Genomic DNA, 20,385 nt, shown 5'->3' with positions numbered 1-20,385 from the left:
CGGGCGGACAGGAAGGATTCCGCGATGAGTTCGCAACCGCCGCGCCTCGGTCTGCTGGCGTCCCGGGTGCGCTACGAGGAGAAGCGCCTCATGGCCGCACTCGACGCCCGGGGCATCGGCTACGAGCAGTTGGATTCCCGTGCGCTCTCGATCGCGGCCGGGACGCCCCGGATCGGCCCCGACCTCGTCCTCAACCGGGAGGTCGGGCACTACCGCGCGCTGTACGCGGCGAGCGCGCTGGAGTCGGCGGGGGTCACGGTCGTCAACAGCGCAGCGGCCACCCACGTCAGCGGGGACAAGTGGCACACCTCGGCGGCCCTCGTCCGCCGGGGGCTGCCGACGCCGAGGACGGCGCTGGCGACCACCCCCGATGCGGCGTTCGCCGCGCTGGCGGAGATCGGCTACCCGGCGGTGATCAAGCCGCTCGTCGGTTCCTGGGGGCGACTGGTGACCCGGGTCACCGACCGGGAGATGGCCGCCGCGGTGCTGGAGCACCTCGCCGCGCTGCCCTCGCCCCAGTCCCACGTCGTCTACGTGCAGGAGTACCTGCCCGGCGCCGACCGGGACATCCGGGTCCTGGTGGTGGCCGGCCGGGCGATCGGCGCGACCTACCGGCACGGTTCGGAGTGGCGCACCAACGTCGCCCGGGGCGCCGTCAGCAGGATCTGCCCGCTCAGACCCGGCCACGTGCAACTCGCCGTCGCCGCCGCCGAAGCGGTGGGCGCCGACGTCGCCGGCGTCGACCTCCTCGAAGACAGGGACGGACGGCTCACCGTGATCGAAGTCAACGACCGGGTCGAGTTCCGGGGCCTCCAGGAGGCGCACGGCACCTCGATCGACGTGGCCGGCGCGTTCGTGGACGCGCTGGCGGGACGCCTGGCCACCGGGCGCACGGGCCGGCACGGCGCCGAGGAGGCCGCGGCATGATGCGCGTCGCCGTCGTCGGGGCCGCCGGATACATCGGTGGCGAACTGCTGCGCATCCTCGTCGGCCACCGGGGCGTGGAACTCGCCGCCGCCACCTCGCGCAGCCTCCAGGGGCGCCCCGTCGACGGGCCCCATCCGAACCTGCGCGGGCGCACCCGGCTGACCTTCACCGCGGAGGAGGACCTCGACCGGGTGGACGTGCTCTTCCTGGCGACGCCGCACCGGGAGACCATGCAGCGCATGCCGGAGTTCCTGGCCAGGGCGCAGACCGTGATCGACCTGTCCGGGGACTTCCGACTGCGCGACCCGCAGGCGTACGTCGACTACTACGGCGTGCCGCACGAGGCGCTCGACCTGCTGGACTCCTTCGTGCCCGGGCTGCCCGAGTTCCATCGGGAGCAGTTGCGCACGGCGGACCGGATCAGCGTGCCGGGGTGCATGGCGACGGCGGGCGTGCTCGCCTTCGTCCCGCTCGCCCGGGCCGGGCTGGTCAAGGACGAGTTGACGGTGGACGCCCGCACCGGCTCCAGCGGCTCGGGGGCCAAGGCGGGCCGGGAGAACCTGCACGCCGAACGGAGCGGTGCACTGCGGGTCTTCGCACCCACCCGCCATCGGCACGAGGCCGAGATCGCCCAGGCCACCGGCCTCCCGGTACGGATGACGGCGACGGGCGTGGAGGCCGTGCGCGGGGTGCAGATCCTGGGCCGGGCCCAGCTCTCGCCGGGCGCCGACGAGCGGAGCATCCGGGCCGCGTACCGCACCCACTACTCTGCAGAACCGTTTGTGCGGGTGGTGGCGCACCGCCGCGGGCTGCACCGCTTCCCGGACGCGAAGATCCTCTCCGGCTCCAACTTCTGCGACGTCGGCTTCGCCCTGGACCGGGGCGCGACCCAGGTCACCGTGATCGCGGCGCTGGACAACCTGGTCAAGGGCGGTGCGGGCAACGCGGTGCAGTGCATGAACGTCAGGTACGGGCTGCCCGAGGAACAGGGCCTGGAGTTCACCGGGCTGCACCCGAACTGACGGCAAACGCCGCGCCCTTCCGTGCGGCTGGAAGCATCCGCCGTTTCCCTGCGGGTCCGCCGATTCCCTGCGGGCCGTCTGTGGCTTGTCGCACGGCGAGGCCGCAGCCCTGCCGGGAGGCGACACGGGACTTCCGGACCGTCGAACCGCATCGCATCGCATCGCATCGCTCGACCCGAACTCGGCCCGGCTCGACGCGCAGCCGCCGACCCAACGAGAGGACAGGCATGACCAGCCCACCCACCGTGCGGAGTCCGGGCCTCCCGGGCACCACCGCCGACCCGGCCGCCGTGCCGGGCCGGATCAGGGAACACGTCGTCACCCTGTGCGCGAGCCCGGAGGGCGGACACCTCGGGGGTTCGATGTCCCTCGTCGAGATCCTCACCGCCCTGTACTTCAACGTGCTGCGGATCGATCCGGGCGACCCGACCGCGCCCGACCGCGACATCCTGGTGCTGAGCAAGGGCCACGGAGGACTCGCACTGTACGCCACCCTGTGCGAGGCCGGGTTCTTCCCCGCCGAGCGCCTGACGGAGTACGCACGCCCCGGCAGCGACTTCATGGCGCATCCGCACCCGGGCATCCCGGGCATCGAGATGCCGTCGGGCTCCCTCGGCCACGGGCTGGCCCTCGGAGTCGGGTACGCGGTCGCGGCCCGGCTCGACGGCTCGGACCGGCGCTGCTTCGTCGTGATGGGCGACGGGGAGCTCCAGGAGGGCTCCGTCTGGGAGGCCGCGGCCGTCGCCGCGAGCCACCGGCTCGGCGGGCTGACCGCGGTGATCGACCGCAACCGCCTCCAGATCACCGGCGAGACGGAGTCCGTCAGCCGGCTCGAACCGCTCGCCGAGCGCTGGCGGGCCTTCGGCTGGCGGGTGGCCGAGGTCGACGGACACGACGTCAAGGCGCTCACCGCCGCCCTGTCGGCGCCCGATCCGCACCGGCCGACGATGGTCATCGCGCACACCGTCAAGGGCAAGGGCGTGCCCGCCGTCGAAGGGCAGGCCCGCAGCCACTACGCCCGGCTCGGCGAGCGCCAGAAGCAGCGGCTGCTGACCTCGCTGCGCGCCGCGGCCCGCAGGAGGCTGTGATGACCACCGCGGCACCCCCCTCCACGCGGGAGGTCTACCGGGACCTGATGGCCGAACTGCTCCCCCGAGATCCCCGGTTGGTCTGTCTGGACACCGACACCGGCCTGTTCAACGGCGTCGACTTCGGGTCCGGCGCCGAGCGGTACCTCAACCTCGGGATCGCCGAGGCAACCTTGATGTCGGCCGCCGCCTCGCTCGCGAAGTCGGGCCGGGTGCCCGTCGTCAACACGATGGCGGCGTTCGCGGCGGCGCGCGCCCTGGAGTCCGTGAAGGTCGACATCGCGCTGGGGAACCTCCCGGTGCGGATCGCGGCCACGCACTCCGGGGTGTCCGCGGGCCATCTGGGGCCCACGCACCACGCCCTGGAGGACCTGGCGGTGATGCGGACGCTGCCGAACATGACCGTCGTCGTGCCCGGTGACGCGGCCACCACCGCGGATCTGTTCCGGCAGGCGCTCGACCTGCCCGGCCCGGTCTACCTGCGGCTCGGCCGCAACTCCGTGCCCGACCTGCCCGACGGGCCGCCGGTGCTGCTGGGCCGGGCGCAGTGGCTTCGCCGGGGCACGGACATCGCACTGGCGGCCTGCGGCCCGCACCCCGTACAGGCGGCCGTCGCAGCGGCGGAGCAGCTGGCCGCGGAGGGCATCTCCGCATCGGTGCTCCATGTGCACACCGTCAAGCCGTTGGACGTGGCCGCGCTCGTGGAGGCGGCCGGGGACAGCCGCACCGTGGTCACCGTCGAGGAGCACTGGCGCACCGCCGGCTTCGGAGCGGCGGTGGCCGAGGCACTGAGCGAACTGATGCCCGCGCGGGTGCTGCGGGTCGCCATGCCCGACGCGTTCGTGCCGGTCGCCGGGGGGCATGAGTACCTGCTGGCCCGCGGGGGCGTCACGGCCGGCGCGGTCGCCGCCCGGGCCAGGACGGCACTCGGCAGACGCAGGGGGGACGCACGATGAGCGAGGATTTCCGCAGGTCCGGATGGTGGCGTGAGGAAACGATTCTGGACGATCTGCGGCGCGCGGTGGCCCGCCAACCCGACAAGCCGGCGTTGGTCTGCTACCGCGACGGCGTGCCCGAGACGCTCACGTACGCGGAACTGGCCGAGCGGGTCGACCGGATCGCCGTCAACCTGCGCCGCCTCGGAGTGCGCCGCGGTGACGTGGTCACGCTCCAACTCCCCAACTCCTGGCAGCTCGTGGCGCTGTGTCTGGCGTGCGCCCGGATCGGCGCGGTCGCCGGCCCCGTGGTGCCGGTGATGCGCCGGCGCGAGGTCGAGTTCATGACCCGGCTCACCGCCAGCACGGTGTACGTCGCCGCCGCCGAGTTCCGCGGCTTCAGCTACGCGCGGATGAGCGCCGAGATCGCCGCCGACGTGCCCACCCTGCGCCACCGGGTGCTGATCGGCGGCGGCCCCGGCGCACTCGACTTCGAGACGGCGCTCCTGGGCCCCGCCCCTGACGCGTCGGAGCTGGCCGCCCTCGACGGCCTGGAGGCGCGGCCCGACGAAGCCGCACAGATCATGTTCACCTCCGGCACCACCGGAGAGCCCAAGGGCGTCGTGCACAGCCACAACACCCTGTACGCCATGAACCGCGCCCAGGCCGACGTCCTCGGGCTCGTCGGCGACGAGGTCACGGCCATGGGCTCCCCCACCACCCACCAGGCCGGGTACACCTGGAACTTCGTGATGCCGCTGCTGCTCGGCGCGACCTCGGTCCACGTCGACGCCTGGGACCCGCACGCGATGCTCGACGTCCTCGCCGAACACCGGGTCACCTTCTTCATGGGCGCGCCCACCTTCCTCTCCGACCTGATCGCCGCCCAGCGCGCGGCCCCGCGGGACCTGTCGTGCCTCGCCACCTTCGCCACCGGCAGCGCGCCCATCGCCCCGCTGCTCGTCGAGGACGCGCGTCAGGTGCTGGGGTGCCGGGTGTACGCCCTGTGGGGCATGACGGAGAACGGCTGCGTGACGATCACCCGCCCCGAGGACCCGCCGCTGCGCGCCGCCGAGAGCGACGGCACGCCGGTCCCGGGCATGGCGGTCCGCGTCGTCGACGACAAGGGTGCGCCGGTGCCGGCCGGTGCCGCCGGGCTGCTCCAGGTCCGCGGCGCGGCCCAGTGCCTGGGCTACTTCCGCCGCCAGGACGTGTACGCCGGGTGCGTCACCGACGACGGCTGGTTCGACACCGGGGACCTCGCCCGCGACGACGGCCACGGCGGGATCCGCATCACGGGCCGGGTCAAGGACGTGATCATGCGGGGCGCCGAGAACGTGCCGGCGGTGGAGGTGGAGGCGGCGCTGCTGCGCCATCCGGCCGTCAAGGACGTGGCGGTGGTCGGCTATCCGGACGACCGGCTCGGCGAGCGGGCCTGTGCGGTGGTCGTCGCCGTCGACGATCCGCCGGTGCTCGCCGACCTCCAGGAGCACCTGGCGGGGCTGGAGATGACCAAGCGGTACTGGCCGGAGCGGTTGGAAGTCGTCGCCGCGCTGCCGCGCACCCCCTCCGGAAAGATCCAGAAATTCGCCCTGCGGGAGTGGCTGCGCGCCTGAGGCCCGGCGCCCCTTCGTGAGGGAACGGGCGCGCACCCCGCGAACGATCGAGACAGGATGGTCATGGACTTCGACTTCACCGACGAGCAGCAGCAACTGGCCAAGAGCGTGGGCGAGTTCGCGGCGTCCAGGGTTGCGCCGCACCGCCGCGACAGCGATGTGCGCGGCAGTTACCGCCCGGGGTTGTTGCGGGAGATGGCGGACGAGGGACTGTTCTCGCTGCGGGTGCCGCCGGCGTACGGCGGGCGGGGACTGGACGCGGTGAGTTGCGGCATCGCGCTTGAGGAGTTGGCGGCGGCCGATCTGACGGCCTGCTTCCCGGTGCTGAACGCCGCCCTCGTCGGCGGGGTGCTGGCGGCGAACGGCACGGCGGACCAGCTCGCGCGCTGGCTGCCGCCGATCGCGCACGGCGAGGCGGTGGTCGCGCTCGGGCTCACCGAGCCGGACCGCGGCACGGACGCGGCCAACATCGAGATGCGGGCCGAACCACGCTCCGGCGGATGGGTGTTGACGGGCGAGAAGACCTCGATCATGGTCACGGCGTATGCGACGCACTGCCTGGTCTTCGCCCGCACCGGCGGCCCGGGGGCCCGGGGCATCACCGCGTTCTACACCCCGCTCGACGTCGAGGGCGTGCGCCGCGAGCGGCTGAGCGACCTCGGCTGCCGGGCCGGTGGGCGCGGCCGGATCGTCTTGGACGGCGTGTTCGTCGACGAGCGGGACGTCGTCGGGGAGCCGGGGCTCGGCTTCGTGGAGGTCATGCGCGGCTTCGGGGTCTCCCGGGCCCTGATCGCGCTGATGGCGATCGCGGTGGGCCGGGCGGCCCTGGACGAGGCGATCGCCCACGCCGGCAAGCGGGAGGCGTTCGGCAACCCGATCGGCACGTTCCAATCGGTGGCCTTCCCGCTGGTGGAGCACGTGACGCTGCTGCACGCCGCCCGGCTGGTGTCGTACGAGGCGCTGCACCGCGCCGACGCGGGCCGCGATCCGCGCGTACCGGCGAACATGGCCAAGTGGTGGGCGCCGAAGGCCGCGGTGGAGGCCGTGCACCAGTCGCTGCTGACCATGGGGCACCTCGGATGGAGCGAGGACGGTCCGGTGGCGCAGCGGCTGCGGGACGTGATCGGGCTGCAACTGGCGGACGGCACGGCAGCGGCGACCAAACTCGTCATCGCCCGGCACCTGTTGGGGCGCGAGGCGGCACCCTGACGCGCCGGCGCCGAGGGGCGGTCAGGCGCCGTCAGGCGCGGCTCTCGGCGCGCTTGCCCTCGCGGTACGTGCGCATCTTGGCCCGCGTACCGCACACGGCCATGGAGCACCAGCGGCTGCCGCGGTTGCGCGAACGGTCGTAGAAGGCCCACTCGCAGCGGTGTTCCCGGCACGCCTTGAGCCGCTGCCAGGAGCCGTCGGACACGGCCGAGACGCTGGCCGCCAGGATCGTGGCGAGGACGCCGCGCATGTCGGTGAGGGCGGGTTGGAGGCCGAGGTGCGCGCCGTCGTCGTCGAAGCCGGCGACGATCGGGCAGTCGCGGGCGATGTGGGCGAGCACGGCGCGGGCCTCGGAGTCGGGGTCCGCGCCGTTGTTCTCACGCAGCAGCGCGCGCAGCGCCTCGCGCAGGGCGATCGCGTCGCGCCGGTCGGGCTCGCTCGGGTCGAGGGCCGGGCCGGCGAGGCCGTGGTGCGCCAGCCAGCGGCGCATGCGTTCGGTCGAGGTGAACTCGTCCGGCCCGAACTCCACGTTCACGCTGTTCACGAAGGACTGGACGAGGGAGAGGCGGCCGGGTGCGACGGCCCGGTCCCCCGGCTGGCGAACTTCCCGCAATCGCTCCACGGCGCACACCCTACCGACGTTGGTCCTTCACTGGTAGCAGTTCGTCGAACGTCCCCTTGGCCGAGCAAGGTCCCCTCTGCGGGGCCCTCTGGACGGAGCCGCCGTCGCCCTGCGGGGGCGTTGGTCCCCGCGGCCCTTCACGGCGACACCGCACCCGACGAGGCAACCGCGCCCTCGGACGGGCCACGTGGGACTGTCCCGACCCGACCTAGCCCGCGGTCGACGAGGGGGCCCGCGCCGCCCGTGTAGGTGGTGGCGTCCAGGAGGGCTGCGAGGGAGGCGGGGGGCAGGTGGGGGCGTACGTCCGGGTGGTCGGCGAGCAGTTCGGCCAGCGGGCGGCCGGTGTCGGCGGCGGCCCGGGCGACGGCGGTGAGCAGCGCCCTGGCGCGGGCCCGGCCGAGCGCGGGGGCGAGGGCGGCGGCGACGCGTTCGGTCGCGACCGCGCTGCCGGTGAGCGCCAGGTTGCGGCGCATCGCGTCCGGTCGGACGGTCAGGCCCCGGGCCAGTTCCACGGCGGTGTGGGCGGCGCCGCCCACCAGCCGCAGGCACTCCCGCAGCAGCAGCCACTCCGCGTGCCATGCGCCCGCCGAGCGTTCGTCCTCCGAGACCAGGCACTGCGTCAGGCCGGCTGCCATGGGGGGCACTTGGATGGCGGCGCTGCGGATCAGCGTGGACAGCACGGGGTTGCGCTTGTGGGGCATCGCGGAGGAGACCCCGCGCCCTTCGGCGGACGGCTCGGCGACCTCGCCGACTTCGGTGCGGTGCAGGACCTGGACGTCCGCCGCGAACTTGCCGAGTGCGCCGGCGGTGAACGCCAGGGCCGCGGCGAGGTCGGCGAGCGGGGTGCGCAGGGCGTGCCACGGCAGGACGGTGCGGGCGAGACCGGTCTCCGCGGCGTACGCGTCGACCAGGGCTTCGAGGTAGTCCTCCGCGCGGCGCGGGCCGTTCGGCCCGGCGCCTTCGTCGAGCGCCGCGTACTCCAGGTAGCTGGCGAGGGTGCCGGCGGCGCCGCCGAGGGAGACCGGGAGTCCGCCCGCCAGCAGGTCGTCCGTGCGGCGCAGCGCGTCGCCGACGAGTTGGCGCCAGCCGGCGGCCTTGAGGCCGAAGGTGGTGGGGACGGCGTGCAGGGCGAGGGTGCGGCCGGCCATGGGGGTGTCCCGGTGCTCCGCGGCGAGCGCGCCGAGGGCTTCGACGACGTGTGCGAGGTCGGCCCGGACGATCCGCAGCGCCCGGGCGGCCACCAGCATGGCTCCGGTGTCGAAGACGTCCTGGCTGGTGGCGCCGCGGTGGACGGAGTCGGCGGCGGCCGGGTCGACGGCGGCGACCAGCCGGGTCAGGTGCGCCACCAGCGGGACGACGGGGTTGGCGGTCCGTCGGGCCGCCGTGGCGATGGCGCGTACGTCGAAGCGTTCGGCGCGGGCCGCGGCGGTGATGGTGCGGGCCGCCTGCTGCGGCAGGGTGCCGAGCCGGGCTTGAGCGCGGGCCAGGGCGGCTTCGGCGTCCAGGAGCGCCTGGAGCCAGGCCCGGTCGTCCACGGCGTCCTCGACGGGGGTGCCGGCCCGGACCGGGGAGAGCAGTCCGGTGTCGTGGGCCGGGTCGGGTCGGTCCGGTCGGGCACTCACACGATCACCCCGTTCACTTCCGACGCGTCCGCGGGGCGCCGTGCGGAGGTCTCGGCACCGGTCGGCGGGGCCGCGGGCGGCAGCGCGAGCACCGCGCGGGCGATGGCGTCGGCGTCCCCGAGGGTCACCGAGTCGACGCCGGGGCGGATGCCCGCCGCGGTGACCCAGTGGACGGCCTCGGTGGGCACGCCGTAGGCGAACCGCCGCGGGTGGACCTGGCCGCCGGCGTCCCGCAGCCGGTACGGGCGTTCGGTGACGGCCAGCCCCCCGGTCTCGTACCCGCCGCCGCGGGCGTTCGGGATGCGGTACGGGGCGGCCTGTTCGGTGGTGAGCAGGTGCCGCAGCAGGGGATCGCGGGTGCGTCGGAGGTCCGGCTCGGGCAGCCGTGCCTCGATCAGCACCCGGGAGCGCACCAGCGGCCCGGGCACCACGGTGGAGTCGGCGACGAACGCCGGGTCGTCGACGTCGAGCCGGATGCGGGTGCCGGGTCCGGTGAGGGTGACCAGGCCCGCTTCGACCAGCGCCGTCAGCTCTTCGATCCGGGACGCCGGCGGGCCGATGGACAGGAAGGCGTTCAGCGGGGTGTACCAGCGCTCCAGGTCGTCGCGGTGCGATTCGCCGTCGAGGCCGCCGTGGTCGACGGCGAGCCGGATCTCGTTGCGCAGGTCCCGCAGGACGTCGAGGGCGGCCTTCAGCGGCCCGTCGACGTTGCCGGCCTGGGCCTCGGCCACGTCCTGCGCCAGATGGCCGACGAGCCAGGCTCGGAAGTCGGCCCGGTCGGTGAACTGCCGGTCGCCGTAGGGGCGGACGATGCGGTCCCAGTCCCAGCGGTCGGCGGCCGCGATGCCGTACTGCGCGAGCAGCGGCGTGGCGTCGCGGTCCTCCGCGAGGTCCAGGAAGGCGATGGTGAAGGCGGCTTCGACGGCCGAGCGTCCGCGGCGGCGCAGCAGGGCCGCGTAGTAGACGGCCTCCACTTCGCGGCGGATCAGCGGCCACAGCTCGGCGAGGAAGTCCACGGCCCGGCCGCGTTCGACGGCCCAGCGCCGCAGGGCGGCGATGTACTGGGGGGTGAGGAGCCGGGGGGTGTGGCGGCCGTGGGCGCCCTTCTGGTTGCGTCCGCGCGCCTGGTAGGGCACGCCGCGCCGGGAGCTGGGGAAGAGGCGGGGTTCGTTTCCGGAGGGGCGGTAGCGCAGCCGGCCGGTGTCGTCGCGCTCGTAGCTGCCGTCGCGGCCGGTGGTGAACAGCGCCATGTGGTCGAAGAAGTTGAGGCCGAGCCCGCGCAGGAGCACGTTCTCGCCGGGTTCGACGCCGTCGAGGTCGACGTCCGCCGGGTTCGCCGGCGGGATGTAGGTGAGCTGGTGCACCCGGGCCAGGCTCGCGGTCCTGGCCTCGCGCGGGGAGAGCGCGGCGGGCACGTGGCCGAGGGTGAGGACGACGGCGTCGAGGCCGTGCAGCCGGGTCCCGTCCGCCAGCCGGACGCCCTGGGGGCCGCCCTGCACGCCGTGGGTGTCGGCGAGTGCGACGGCGCGGGAGCGGTGCACGCGGACGGTCACGTGGGCCGGGACGCGCGAGGTGACCTGGAGGAAGGCGTCGTGCAGGTAGCGGCCGTTGAAGGCGCGCGTCGGGTAGTCGTCCGGGCCCAGCCGGCGGGCTTCGGCGAGGGTCTCCTCGTCGTAGTCGCCGGGTTCGCCGAGCAGGGCGAGGGACTGGGCCCACTCGTAGAGGCTGGGTCCGGGCTCGATGGGGCCGTCGATCCGGGAGCTGGCGTCGGTGTAGACGGTGATCTGCGAGGCGACGGTGTTCATCAGCAGGTGGCGCGACTGGTCGGAGCGCCACACGGCGCCCGCACCGGGGACGGCGGGGTCGACGACGTGGATCACCAGTTCGCCGCGGCCGGGGCGGGCGCGCTCGTTGGCGCACAGCCGCTCCAGCAGGGACAGGCCGCGCGGCCCGGCGCCGATGACGCAGATCTCGGTGCGGGCGTCCTTGGCGGACGGCCCGGGGGTGGGGGCGGTGGTCATGTCAGGGCTCCCGTGGTGGCGTGGACGCCCCGCGCCGCGGCGACGGGGGTGCGGTGTCCGTGCATCCAGGCGACGTGGTCGTGGAGTTCGTCCGGGTCCATCGCGGACAGGAGCGCGTTCCGCCGTTCCGCGGCGCGGCCGGCGGGGTGCCACAGCCGGATGCTCTCGCGGGCGGTGAGCTGGACCCTGGCGGTGCGTTCGCGCCGGGCGTCGGCGTACGCGGCGAGGCGGCCGGGCAGGGCCCCGGCGTCCGCGCCGTCGAGGAGGTCACCGAGGACGACGGCGTCCTCCAGCGCCTGGCAGGCGCCCTGGGCCGCGTAGTGCAGCATGGCGTGCGCCGCGTCGCCGAGGAGGGCCACCCGGCCGTCGGTCCAGCGGTCCGTGGGGTCGCGGTCCACCAGGGTCCAGGTCTTCCACTCGTCGCCCAGCTCCAGCAGTTGGCGGGCGATGCCGCCGAGCGGGGTGAAGGTGCGGCGGACGGTGCCGCGGGCGGCGGGGGCGCCGGAGACGGGCACGGTGGTGCCGTCGTCGTGGCTGGCGGCGAGGTTGAGGTGGCTGCCGCCGGCGATCGGGTAGTGCACGAAGTGGCAGCCGGGCCCGGTCCACCAGACCACGGACCGTTCGAACCGTAGCCGCTTCGGCACCCGCTCCATGGGGATGACGGCGCGGTAGACGGTGATGCCGGAGACCCTGGGGTCGCCGTCGCCGACGAGTTGGCGGCGGACGGCGGAGTGGATGCCGTCGGCGGCGATCAGCACGTCGCCGCTGACGCGGGTGCCGTCGGTGAGGACTGCGGTCGCGGTGCTGGCGTCCTGCTCGTAGCGGGCGACGGCGTGTCCGCCGTGCAGGGACACGGCGTCGGAGGCGAGGCAGGCGCGCAGCAGCGCCGCGTGGAGGTCGGCGCGGTGCACGACGACGTAGGGGTTGCCGAAGCGCCGTCGGTAGCGGGAGGTCAGCGGGAGGCTGGTGACGTGGCGCCCGGTGACCCCGTCCATGAAGCGCAGTTCGGACATGGCGACGGCGCTGGCGCGGACGGCGTCGCCGACTCCGAGGGCGTCGAGCGCGTGCAGTCCGTTGGGGGCGAGCTGGATTCCGGCGCCGATCTCGGCGAAGCGGTCCGCCCGTTCGAGCACGGCGGCGCGGTGGCCGCGGGCGGTGACGGCGAGGGCGGCGGCGAGTCCGCCGATGCCGCCGCCGGCGATGACGACGAGTGCCATCACGCGCTCCCGTTCCCGGCCGCGAGCCAGCGGGCCAGCTCCAGGCGTTTGATCTTGGTGGTGGCGGTCTGCGGCAGGTCGGTCAGGTGCCGTTGGACGGGGTCCGCCATGGGCGGCAGCCCGGCGGCGGCGAGGCGCCAGGCGTCGAGGTCGAGCGGGGCGCCGTCCCTGGTGCACACCACCGGTACGGGCTCGCCCGTGGACCCGGGCACGATGACGACCTCGGTGAGCTGTTCCAACTTGCTGAACAGGGCGTCCTCGGCGGCGAGGGTGGAACCGAAGCCGTCGATCAGGTCGACCTCGCGGTCCAGCAGGTGGATGCAGCCCCAGCGGCTGCGGTAGCCCACGTCGCCCATCCGCCACCAGCCGTCGGCGGACACCTGGGCGTCGTAGCGCTCCTGCTCCCCCAGGTAGGTGACGATCCGTCCGTCGCTCCTGATCTCGATGTGGCCGGGGTTCTCGCTGGACGGCGGCTTGCCGTCGCGGCTGACGACGCGGACGTCGGTCATGCCGGGGAACGGCATGCCCACGCAGCGGCCGTCCGCGTGCGCCGAGCGGCGCCGGGTGAAGCCGCGGACCACGACCGGGCCGACTTCGCTCTGTCCGTAGAGCTGCCCGAAGAGGGGAGCGCGGCGGCGGGAGGCCGCCAGCAGCCGGCGCACGGTCCGCGGGTGGATGGCGTCGAAGGTGGAGCTGAAGAGCGTGACGCCGGCGAGGGGTTCGCGCGGGTCGTCGGCGAGCTCCTCCCAGGCCATGAAGGAGTTGGGGTGCGCCTCCAGCACGCCCGGGCGCAGCCGGGCGAACAGGTCGGCGGCGGCGCCCGGGTCGGAGTCGGCGAGCACCGCGACCGGGAAGCCGCGCAGCAGGGCGAGCGCGAGGGCGGTCATCAGCCGGGAGTGCACGAAGGAGACGTGGATGGCGACGGTCTCGCGGCCGTGCACGATCCCGGCGAGGGCGGCGGCCTGCGGCCGGTAGCGGGCCTGGAGGGTGCGGCCGGTGTGTACGGCGAGCTTGGGAACGCCGGTGGTGCCGGAGGTGTGGGTGATGAGGGTGGGGTGGTCGGGAGGCATGGTGACTGCGGGGACGCGAGGGACCCCGGCGAGGGCCGCGAGTTCCACGGCTCCCTCGTGGCTGCCGGAGGTGAGCAGCACGCGCTCGGCGCGGTCGAAGACGGAGCGGGGCAGCGCGGCGAGCTTGGTGGCGTCGGTGACGAGGTAGGGGCGGTCGGTGCGGCGCACCAGTTCGGCGACGGTGTGTCCGTCGAGCGCCGGGGAGAGCAGTACGGGCACGGCCCCGATGCGGGCCGCGGCCAGCGCGATCAGGGTGATGTCGAAGCCGTCGGTCTTGTGGACCACGACGCGGTCGCCGGGGCGGATGCGCACCGCCCACAGCCGCGCGGCGATGTCGTCGACGAGGTCGGCGGCTTCGGCGACGGTGGCGCGGCGGCCGAACTCGGGGGCCATGTCGAGGTCGTGGTCGAGGATCAGGACGTTCGCCGGGTGCCGGGCGGCGGCGCGTTCGAAGAGGGTGCCGAGTTGGATGCCTCTGTTCCGTACACGCTGGAGAAACATGTGGTCAGACCTTTGCCGGAGGGGGTCGACCGGCGGCCGTCGGCAGCCGGCGGGGGCGGGCGCACGGCGGGGCCGGTGCGCGGGGCCGGTCCGGCGGGTGCGGCCGGCCGGGCGTCGTGGTGGCGGGGCGGGCGGGGCGGCGTGCCGCCGTCAGCGCGGGGTTGCGTCGCCCGTGCCGTCGCCCTCGACGACGTCCTTGATGCGGGCCAGGGTGCGCGGCAGGTCGGCGGCGAGCTTGCCGCTCCACTCGGCGAAGAACCGTGCGCGCTCGTCGGGGCCCATTTCGGCGGTGATCCCGCGGATGCCTTCGGTGGCGGTGCCCATGCGGAAGCGGTGGACGAGTCGGCTGCCGCCGCGGGCGGGCTCGATGTCGTACGCCCAGGTGCTGTCCTGCCGGCGGCCCGACGTGTCCCGCATGGACCACTGGAAGGTCACGCCGGGTTCGGCGGCGACGACCTCGGCTTCGGTGAACCAGGTGCCGCGGACCACGGGGGCCCAGGCGACGACGTCGGCGGAGCGCAGGTTCTCCCCGCGGAACACCGCGCCCGCGGTGGCCGGTCGGCCCGCGGTCCAGGTTCCGCCGACGCACTCGGGGCTCCACTCGCCGCTGCGCGGCAGATCGCTGACGACGGCGTACACCGCGGCGGGCGGCGCGGTGACGTACACCTCCGCCGCGAGTTCGAACAGCGGCGGCTCGGTGCCGCCCCTCTCCGTGGTGACGGTGCGTCCAGCGGCGGTGGTGACGGCTGCTTCGGTCATGTCCAAGAGCCCCTCTCGCGTCCCCGGGCGGGGAGGTCGTCATCGTCGGTCGGGGCGCCCCGGGCACCTCGATACCATCAATTACGGTATGCAGGTAACGAAGGTGCGGCTACGGGCTCCTGATAAGGGCTCCTACTCGGAGCGGGAACACCCCGTGCGGGGCCACTCGTGCGACGAGCACGCCCCCGGTGTCGTACGTGCGTTACGTTCGTCGACATGCGCGCTGCCTACATCGAACGGCTCGGCGAGCCCGAGGAGATCCGCTGCGGCGAGTTGGTCGAACCGCGCCCCGGACCGACGGACGTCCTGGTCGACGTCGAGGCCACCGCGGTCAATCCGGTCGACACCTTCGTGCGCTCCGGTCGCTACCGCACCCCCACCCCCTTCCCCTTCGTCGTCGGCCGCGACCTCGTCGGCCGGGTCGCGGAGGCGGGGCCGGGCGCACCGGGGTTCGCGCCGGGCGACCGGGTGTGGTGCAACAGCCTGGGGCACGGCGGACGACAGGGCGCGGCGGCGGAACGCGCGGTGGTCCCCGTCGACCGGCTGTACCGGCTGCCGCGGGGCGTCGATCCGTACGAGGCGGTGGCGGTGTTCCACCCGGCCGCCACCGCCCATCTCGCGCTCTTCGCCCACGGCGGGCTGCGCAGCGGAGAGACCGTCCTCGTGGCCGGCGCGGCGGGGAACGTCGGCGCCGCACTGACCGCCCTGGCCGCGGCCGCCGGTGCCCGGGTGATCGCCGCCGCGTCCGCGCGCGACGCCCCGTACTGCCGTGCGCTCGGCGCGAGCGACGTCGTGGACTACCGGGCCCCTGACCTGGTCGAGCGCATCGCCGCCGCGGCGCCCGACGGGGTGGACGTGCACCTGGACACCTCCGGCCGCAACGACCTCGCCCAGGCCGTCGCCCTGCTGGCGCCGCGCGGCCGGATCGTCCTGCTGGCGGGGGCGACGAGCCGTCCGGTGCTGCCGGCGGGCGAGCTGTACATGAAGGACGGCTCCCTCCGCGGGTTCGTGATCTCCCGCGCCGCGGCCACGGAGCTGGCCGATGCGGCGGGCGCCATCAACCGGCTGCTCGCGGCCGGCGCGCTCCGCCCACGGCGGGTCGAGACGCTGCCGCTGACGGCGGCGGCCGAGGCCCACCGCCGGCTGGAGGCCGGGGAGGTCCACGGCGCCCGTCTGGTGCTGCACACCGGCGCCTGACCGACACGGCCGACGCACCTCGGGCCTTGCCCGCAAGGTCCTGCGCGCTCCTGGGCCTTTTGAACGAAGCCGCGGTAGCCCTGCGGGAGCGTTGGTCTCCACCGGCCGGTGGTGGGCTCGTCGCGCAGTTCCGCCCCCTCGGCCCCAGAGGGCCTGGGGGGGGGACCCCAGCGCCCCTAAACCCTCGTCCGTCTGCGGACCGTGCCGGTGCTCGCGCAGTTCCCCGCGCCCCTGAATACCTCCGCCGCCAGCCCGCAGATGGACGACGGGGGAAGCGACACAGGTAGCGCTGGGGTCCCCCCAGGCCCGCTGGGGCCGAGGGGGCGGAACTGCGCGAACAACCGACCACCGGCCGGTGGAGACCAACGCTCCCGCAGGGCTACCGCGGCCACGTCCAAAAGGCCCAGGAGCACGCGGGGCTTCGCCCGGCTGACCGGGATGTCGCCATGCCCGCGTTACCTTTTGACCCGATGTGCGTTGTGTGGCCAATTGGACCATTCCCGAGGGAGCGCACATGCTACGTGGCGTAGCCAACGTCCGGTACCACACCTCCGACCTGGAGGCGGCGAAGCGGTGGTACACCGAACTGCTCGGCATCGAGCCGTACTTCAACCGGCCGGAGTACGCGGAGTTCCGCATCGGCGACTACTCGCACGAGCTGGGTCTGCTCGACACCCGGTACGTCGGCATGCTGGGCGAGCACGCGTCATCGGACCCCGGTCCGGCCGGGGTGGTCGCGTACTGGCACGTCGACGACGTGCAGCAGACGTTCAAGCGGCTGCTGTCGATGGGCGCGTCGAAGCTGGAGGAGCCGCGGGACTTCGGCGAGGGCTTCATCGGCGCCACCGTCGTCGACCCCTTCGGCAACGTCCTCGGCATCATGGACAACCCGCACTACGTCGAAGTCCTGTCCGGGCAGAACACGGACTGAGCGGACGCGGCACAAAGGCGTGGCCCCGGAGGCGACTCCTCCGGGGCCACGCCTTTCGTACGGTCCCGATCAGGCAGCCCGAGCCGGCGCGCCGGCGGCGACCAGCTCCGCCATGTGCGCCACGCTGGGCCGGTCGAACAGGTCCCCGACCTCCAGATCGGCCCCCAACTCGGTGCGGACCCGTTCGGTCAGTCGCGCCGCGCGCAGCGAATCGCCGCCCAGCTCGAAGAAGTTGTCGAGCACCCCGATCCCGTCGATCTCCAGGACCTGCTCCCACAGCGCGGTCAGCGCCCGCTCGGTCTCGGTGCCCGGCGCCTGGTACGCGCTGTCGATGTCGGGGCGCGACCTCGGCGGCTCCGGCAGCGCCTTGCGGTCGATCTTGCCGTTCGTCGACGTCGGGAAGTCCCCGACGAGGTACGCCGACGGCACCATGAACGCCGGCAGGCGCTGCCGGAGCGCCTTGCGGACGTCCCGCACCACCGGCGCTCGGCCGGCGACCGGCTCGATGTAGGCGGCGAGTTGGACGTCGCCGTGTGCGTCGCGGTGGGCGAGCACCGCGGCCTGTCGCACCCCGGGCTGGGCGGCGAGGACGACCTCGATCTCCCCCAGGTGGACCGTGTTGCCGCGGACCTTGATCTGGTTGTCGGTGCGCCCGACGATCTCGATGCTGCCGTCCGGCCAGTAGCGGGCCATGTCGCCGGTGCGGTACAGCACCGGGTAGTCGGCCGGGGAGACCGGGTTCGGGATCCACTTCTGTCCGGTGAGTTCGGGGCGGTCCAGGTAGCCGGCGGACAGGCCGTCGCCCGTGATGCACAGTTCGCCGACCACGCCCGGCGGCACGGGGCGGAACGCTTCGTCGAGCACGTACGTCCGCACGTTGCAGATCGGTCGGCCGATCGGCGGCAGCAGGCGGGCCCGGCCCTCGTCCCCCAGGCTCAGTCCCAGCTCCGTGATGTCGCAGGAGGCGACGGTGGTGGCCTCGGTGGAGCCGTAGAGGTTGATCAGCCGGAACGGCAGACCGGCCGGCGGCCAGGACTGGATGCGCTCCCCGCAGACGCGGATGTCGCGCAGCGGGGTGTCCTTCGGCCACGGCAGCGCCCACAGCCGCTCCGCCATCGGCTTCATCAGCAGCGTGGTGGTGATGCCCTCGGCGAGGAGCCAGGACCGCAGCCGTTCCGGGGAGGCGACGACCGTCGCCTCGGGTATGTGCACGGTGGCGCCGGAGGCGAGCACCGGGAAGCACTCGACCTGGATCATTCCGTAGCCCGGCGCGGCCAGCCAGGTGCCGTGGGAATCGGCGGTCATCCGGCACAGGGTGCGCATGCCGTGGATGAGGTTGCGGGCGGAACCGAAGCGGGCGAGCACGGCCTTGGGCTCGCCGGTGGAGCCGGAGGTGTAGCCGACGTGGATGATGTCGTCCGCGGACACGGGTTCGCTGACCGGCTCGACGGGCCCGGTTCGCCAGGACGCCTCCTCCGGGTCGTCCAGCGCGAGCACCGGGCGGTCGTCGGGCACCAGGTCGACGTGGTCGGCGAGGGTGACGACGGCGGCGGCCGACGAGTCCTGCACCATGAAGCGGACCCGGTCGCCGGGGAAGCCCGGGTCGAGCAGGACGACGGCGACGGCCAGCTTGAAGCAGGCGAGTTGGGCGGTGAGGTTGTCCGCGCCGCGCGGCAGGCAGACCCCGACGCGGTCCCTGGGCCGTACGCCGAGCGCCCTGAGCCGGTGGGCGAGCCGGTTCGCCGCCGCGTCGAGTTCGCGGTACGTCACCCGGGCGTCGGGCAGCGCCACCGCGAGCGCGTCCGGGGTGCGGCGCGCGTGTTCGGCGACCACCTCGTGGAAGAACGGCGCCGGCACGGCCTCGTCGGTGCGGTTCCAGTCCACCAGGGCGCGCTGCTCCTCGGCCCCGGTCAGCAGTGCGAGGTCGCGCAGGGCGGTGTCGGGCTGGGTGACGAGCGCCGTCAGCAGCCGCTGGAGGTGGTGGGCGTACTGGACGGCGGCGGGGGCGTCGAACCAGCCGCCGGGCAGGGCGACTTCCCAGGACGGCTCCGCGTCCGGCACGTGCAGCGCCGGGGACGCGGGCCCGGTCGGCCCCGGCGGGCTCGGGGATCTCGCGTCGGTGACGACGGCCATCGGCGGGTGCGCCGCGGGGGCCGGGCGGGCCGCGGCGACGGCGGTGAGCAGTTCGGCGCCGGTCGCATCGCCGGTGACCTTCAACTCGACCGTGCCGTCGGGGGTGCCGACGAGCAGTTCGTTCTCGCCCGTGTAGCGGTGCAGCAGGGCGGCGAGGGCCGCGGTCGCCAGGTGTCGCCGGTCCGCGCCGGTGGGCGTGGCGGGCGGGACGGCGAGGGGGGCTCGGTGCGGCGGCGGGGCGGGCTCGTCCGCCCAGCGGCGGGCGAGCGGCAGGGCCGCGTGGGGACTGGGTGCGGTGGCGGTCGTGGTGGTCGTGGTCGTCTGGTCCACCGGGGTGGCTCCTCTCTGATGCGGACGCGGAATCCCTACGCGACGAGCGCGGTCGTGCGGGCGGAGCGCTTCGCGGCGGCTTCGGCGAGCCGCTCGACCATCCGGACCGTCTGGTCCCAGCCGGCGCAGGCGTCGGTGACGCTCAGCCCGGGGACGAGGTGGTCCGTACGGCCGAGGACGAGGTCCTGCCGGCCGGGGCGCAGGAAGGACTCCACCATCATTCCGGCGATGCCGGTGTCCCCGTCGGCGACGCGGACGGCGACGTCCTCGACGACGTCGCGCTGCCGCTCGTGGTCCTTGCCGCTGTTGCCGTGGCTGGCGTCGATGACGACGCGCGGCGGCAGTCCGGTGGCTTCGAGCAGGTCGACGGCGCCGGCGACGTGCTGGTGGCCGTAGTTGGGGCCGTTGCTGCCGCCGCGGAGCACGACGTGGCAGTCCGGGTTGCCGAAGGAGGTGACGACGGCGGCCACGCCCTCGTCGGTGACGCCGGGGTAGACGTGGCCGTGCGCGGCGGCCACGATCGCGTCGACGGCGTCCTTCGCGCTGCCGTCGGTGCCGTTCTTGATGCCGATGGGCATGTTCAGTCCGCTGGCGAGCTGTCGGTGGACCTGGCTCTGCACGGTGCGGGCGCCGATGGACGCCCAGCTCACCGCGTCGGAGAGGTAGCGCGGCACGGACGGGTCGAGGAACTCGCAGCCGACCGGGAGGCCGCTGCGGACGATCTGCACCATCAGCTCGCGGGCCCGGCGCAGCCCTTCGTTGAGGTCGTGCGTGCCGTCCAGGCCCGGGTCGTTGACGAGCCCCTTCCACCCGAGGCGGGTGCGCGGCTTCTCGACGTACACCCGCATGATGACCAACAGCGAGTCCTCGGTCTGCCGGGCGAGGTCGGCCAGGCGCCTGGCGTACGCGAGGGTGGCGGCCGTGTCGTGGACGGAGCAGGGGCCGACGACGACGGCGAGCCGGTCGTCGACGCCCTGGAGGATCCGGACGAAGTCCTCCCGGGCGCGCAGGACGGTGCGCCGGGCGCCGGACGGCAGGGGGACCTCGGCGCGCAGGGCGGCCGGGGTGAGCAGCGGGTTGAGGGCGGCGATCCGGGCGTCGAAGGCGGAGGAGCCGACGGTTGCGGAGTCCGCGGCGGAGGCGTCGACGGTGGAGAAAGGGCTCATCGGAGTGTTCCTTCCCTGG

Annotated in this window: 16 protein-coding genes; 8 read left to right on the top strand and 8 right to left on the bottom strand. The window is 74.3% G+C overall.

Going from position 1 to position 20,385, the window contains the following annotated elements:
* Positions 1-24 precede the first annotated feature (24 nt).
* The 6 genes from ACH4E8_RS22285 (at position 25) to ACH4E8_RS22260 (ending at position 6,797) form a co-directional block, all read left to right on the top strand.
* The gene (locus tag ACH4E8_RS22285; protein ID WP_398450767.1) at positions 25-927 is read left to right on the top strand and encodes a RimK family alpha-L-glutamate ligase; all 903 of its coding nucleotides are present in this window, start codon (positions 25-27) and stop codon (positions 925-927) included.
* A complete protein-coding gene (gene argC / locus ACH4E8_RS22280; protein WP_398450765.1) occupies positions 924-1,949 on the top strand; it encodes an N-acetyl-gamma-glutamyl-phosphate reductase in 1,026 nt (341 codons plus the stop codon). Before ACH4E8_RS22285 ends, argC begins: the two co-directional genes overlap by 4 nt.
* Positions 1,950-2,176: 227 nt before the next feature.
* Positions 2,177-3,037, top strand: coding sequence for a transketolase (locus ACH4E8_RS22275; RefSeq protein ID WP_398450763.1), 861 nt, complete (start codon positions 2,177-2,179; stop codon positions 3,035-3,037).
* Positions 3,037-3,993 (top strand): transketolase family protein, encoded by a 957-nt coding sequence (locus tag ACH4E8_RS22270; protein ID WP_398450762.1) that lies wholly within the window; start codon positions 3,037-3,039, stop codon positions 3,991-3,993. The genes ACH4E8_RS22275 and ACH4E8_RS22270 overlap by 1 nt, the downstream gene beginning before the upstream one ends.
* Complete coding sequence (locus ACH4E8_RS22265; RefSeq protein WP_398450760.1) at positions 3,990-5,588, top strand: AMP-binding protein; 1,599 nt, start codon at positions 3,990-3,992, stop codon at positions 5,586-5,588. The genes ACH4E8_RS22270 and ACH4E8_RS22265 overlap by 4 nt, the downstream gene beginning before the upstream one ends.
* A gap of 63 nt (positions 5,589-5,651) precedes the next feature.
* Positions 5,652-6,797, top strand: coding sequence for an acyl-CoA dehydrogenase family protein (locus ACH4E8_RS22260; protein ID WP_398450758.1), 1,146 nt, complete (start codon positions 5,652-5,654; stop codon positions 6,795-6,797).
* Between the two features lie 31 nt (positions 6,798-6,828).
* Here the strand turns inward: ACH4E8_RS22260 and ACH4E8_RS22255 are convergent, their stop codons facing one another.
* From ACH4E8_RS22255 to ACH4E8_RS22230, 6 genes are all read right to left on the bottom strand, one after another.
* A complete protein-coding gene (locus ACH4E8_RS22255; protein ID WP_398450756.1) occupies positions 6,829-7,419 on the bottom strand; it encodes a CGNR zinc finger domain-containing protein in 591 nt (196 codons plus the stop codon).
* Between the two features lie 137 nt (positions 7,420-7,556).
* Entirely contained in the window at positions 7,557-9,041 is a 1,485-nt protein-coding gene (pcaB, locus tag ACH4E8_RS22250; RefSeq protein ID WP_398450754.1) for a 3-carboxy-cis,cis-muconate cycloisomerase, read from the bottom strand.
* Positions 9,038-11,062: an FAD/NAD(P)-binding protein gene (locus ACH4E8_RS22245; protein ID WP_398450752.1), complete on the bottom strand. Its 2,025-nt coding sequence runs from the start codon at positions 11,060-11,062 to the stop codon at positions 9,038-9,040. Before ACH4E8_RS22245 ends, pcaB begins: the two co-directional genes overlap by 4 nt.
* Positions 11,059-12,279, bottom strand: a complete 1,221-nt coding sequence (locus ACH4E8_RS22240; protein WP_398450750.1) for an FAD-dependent monooxygenase — start codon at positions 12,277-12,279, stop codon at positions 11,059-11,061. Before ACH4E8_RS22240 ends, ACH4E8_RS22245 begins: the two co-directional genes overlap by 4 nt.
* Entirely contained in the window at positions 12,279-13,850 is a 1,572-nt protein-coding gene (locus tag ACH4E8_RS22235; protein ID WP_398450748.1) for a class I adenylate-forming enzyme family protein, read from the bottom strand. Before ACH4E8_RS22235 ends, ACH4E8_RS22240 begins: the two co-directional genes overlap by 1 nt.
* Positions 13,851-14,000: 150 nt before the next feature.
* A complete protein-coding gene (locus ACH4E8_RS22230; protein WP_398450746.1) occupies positions 14,001-14,609 on the bottom strand; it encodes an SRPBCC family protein in 609 nt (202 codons plus the stop codon).
* Positions 14,610-14,825: 216 nt separating this feature from the next.
* On the opposite strand from ACH4E8_RS22230, the gene ACH4E8_RS22225 reads away from it, so the two are divergent.
* Both ACH4E8_RS22225 and ACH4E8_RS22220 read left to right on the top strand, forming a co-directional pair.
* Positions 14,826-15,806: an NADPH:quinone reductase gene (locus ACH4E8_RS22225; protein WP_398450744.1), complete on the top strand. Its 981-nt coding sequence runs from the start codon at positions 14,826-14,828 to the stop codon at positions 15,804-15,806.
* Between the two features lie 514 nt (positions 15,807-16,320).
* Complete coding sequence (locus ACH4E8_RS22220) at positions 16,321-16,737, top strand: VOC family protein (RefSeq protein ID WP_398450742.1); 417 nt, start codon at positions 16,321-16,323, stop codon at positions 16,735-16,737.
* A 69-nt stretch (positions 16,738-16,806) separates the two neighbouring features.
* Here ACH4E8_RS22220 and ACH4E8_RS22215 read toward each other — a convergent pair whose 3' ends face one another.
* Together ACH4E8_RS22215 and ACH4E8_RS22210 are read right to left on the bottom strand one after the other, a co-directional pair.
* Positions 16,807-19,200: an amino acid adenylation domain-containing protein gene (locus ACH4E8_RS22215; RefSeq protein ID WP_398450740.1), complete on the bottom strand. Its 2,394-nt coding sequence runs from the start codon at positions 19,198-19,200 to the stop codon at positions 16,807-16,809.
* Between the two features lie 35 nt (positions 19,201-19,235).
* Entirely contained in the window at positions 19,236-20,366 is a 1,131-nt protein-coding gene (locus ACH4E8_RS22210; protein ID WP_398450738.1) for a 3-deoxy-7-phosphoheptulonate synthase, read from the bottom strand.
* Positions 20,367-20,385: the final 19 nt, after the last annotated feature.

This window comes from Streptomyces sp. NPDC017979, assembly GCF_044328175.1.
GTDB lineage: Bacteria > Actinomycetota > Actinomycetes > Streptomycetales > Streptomycetaceae > Streptomyces.
The sequence above is the reverse complement of the archived record's forward strand: the minus strand, read 5'-3'. Positions and strand labels throughout refer to the sequence as shown.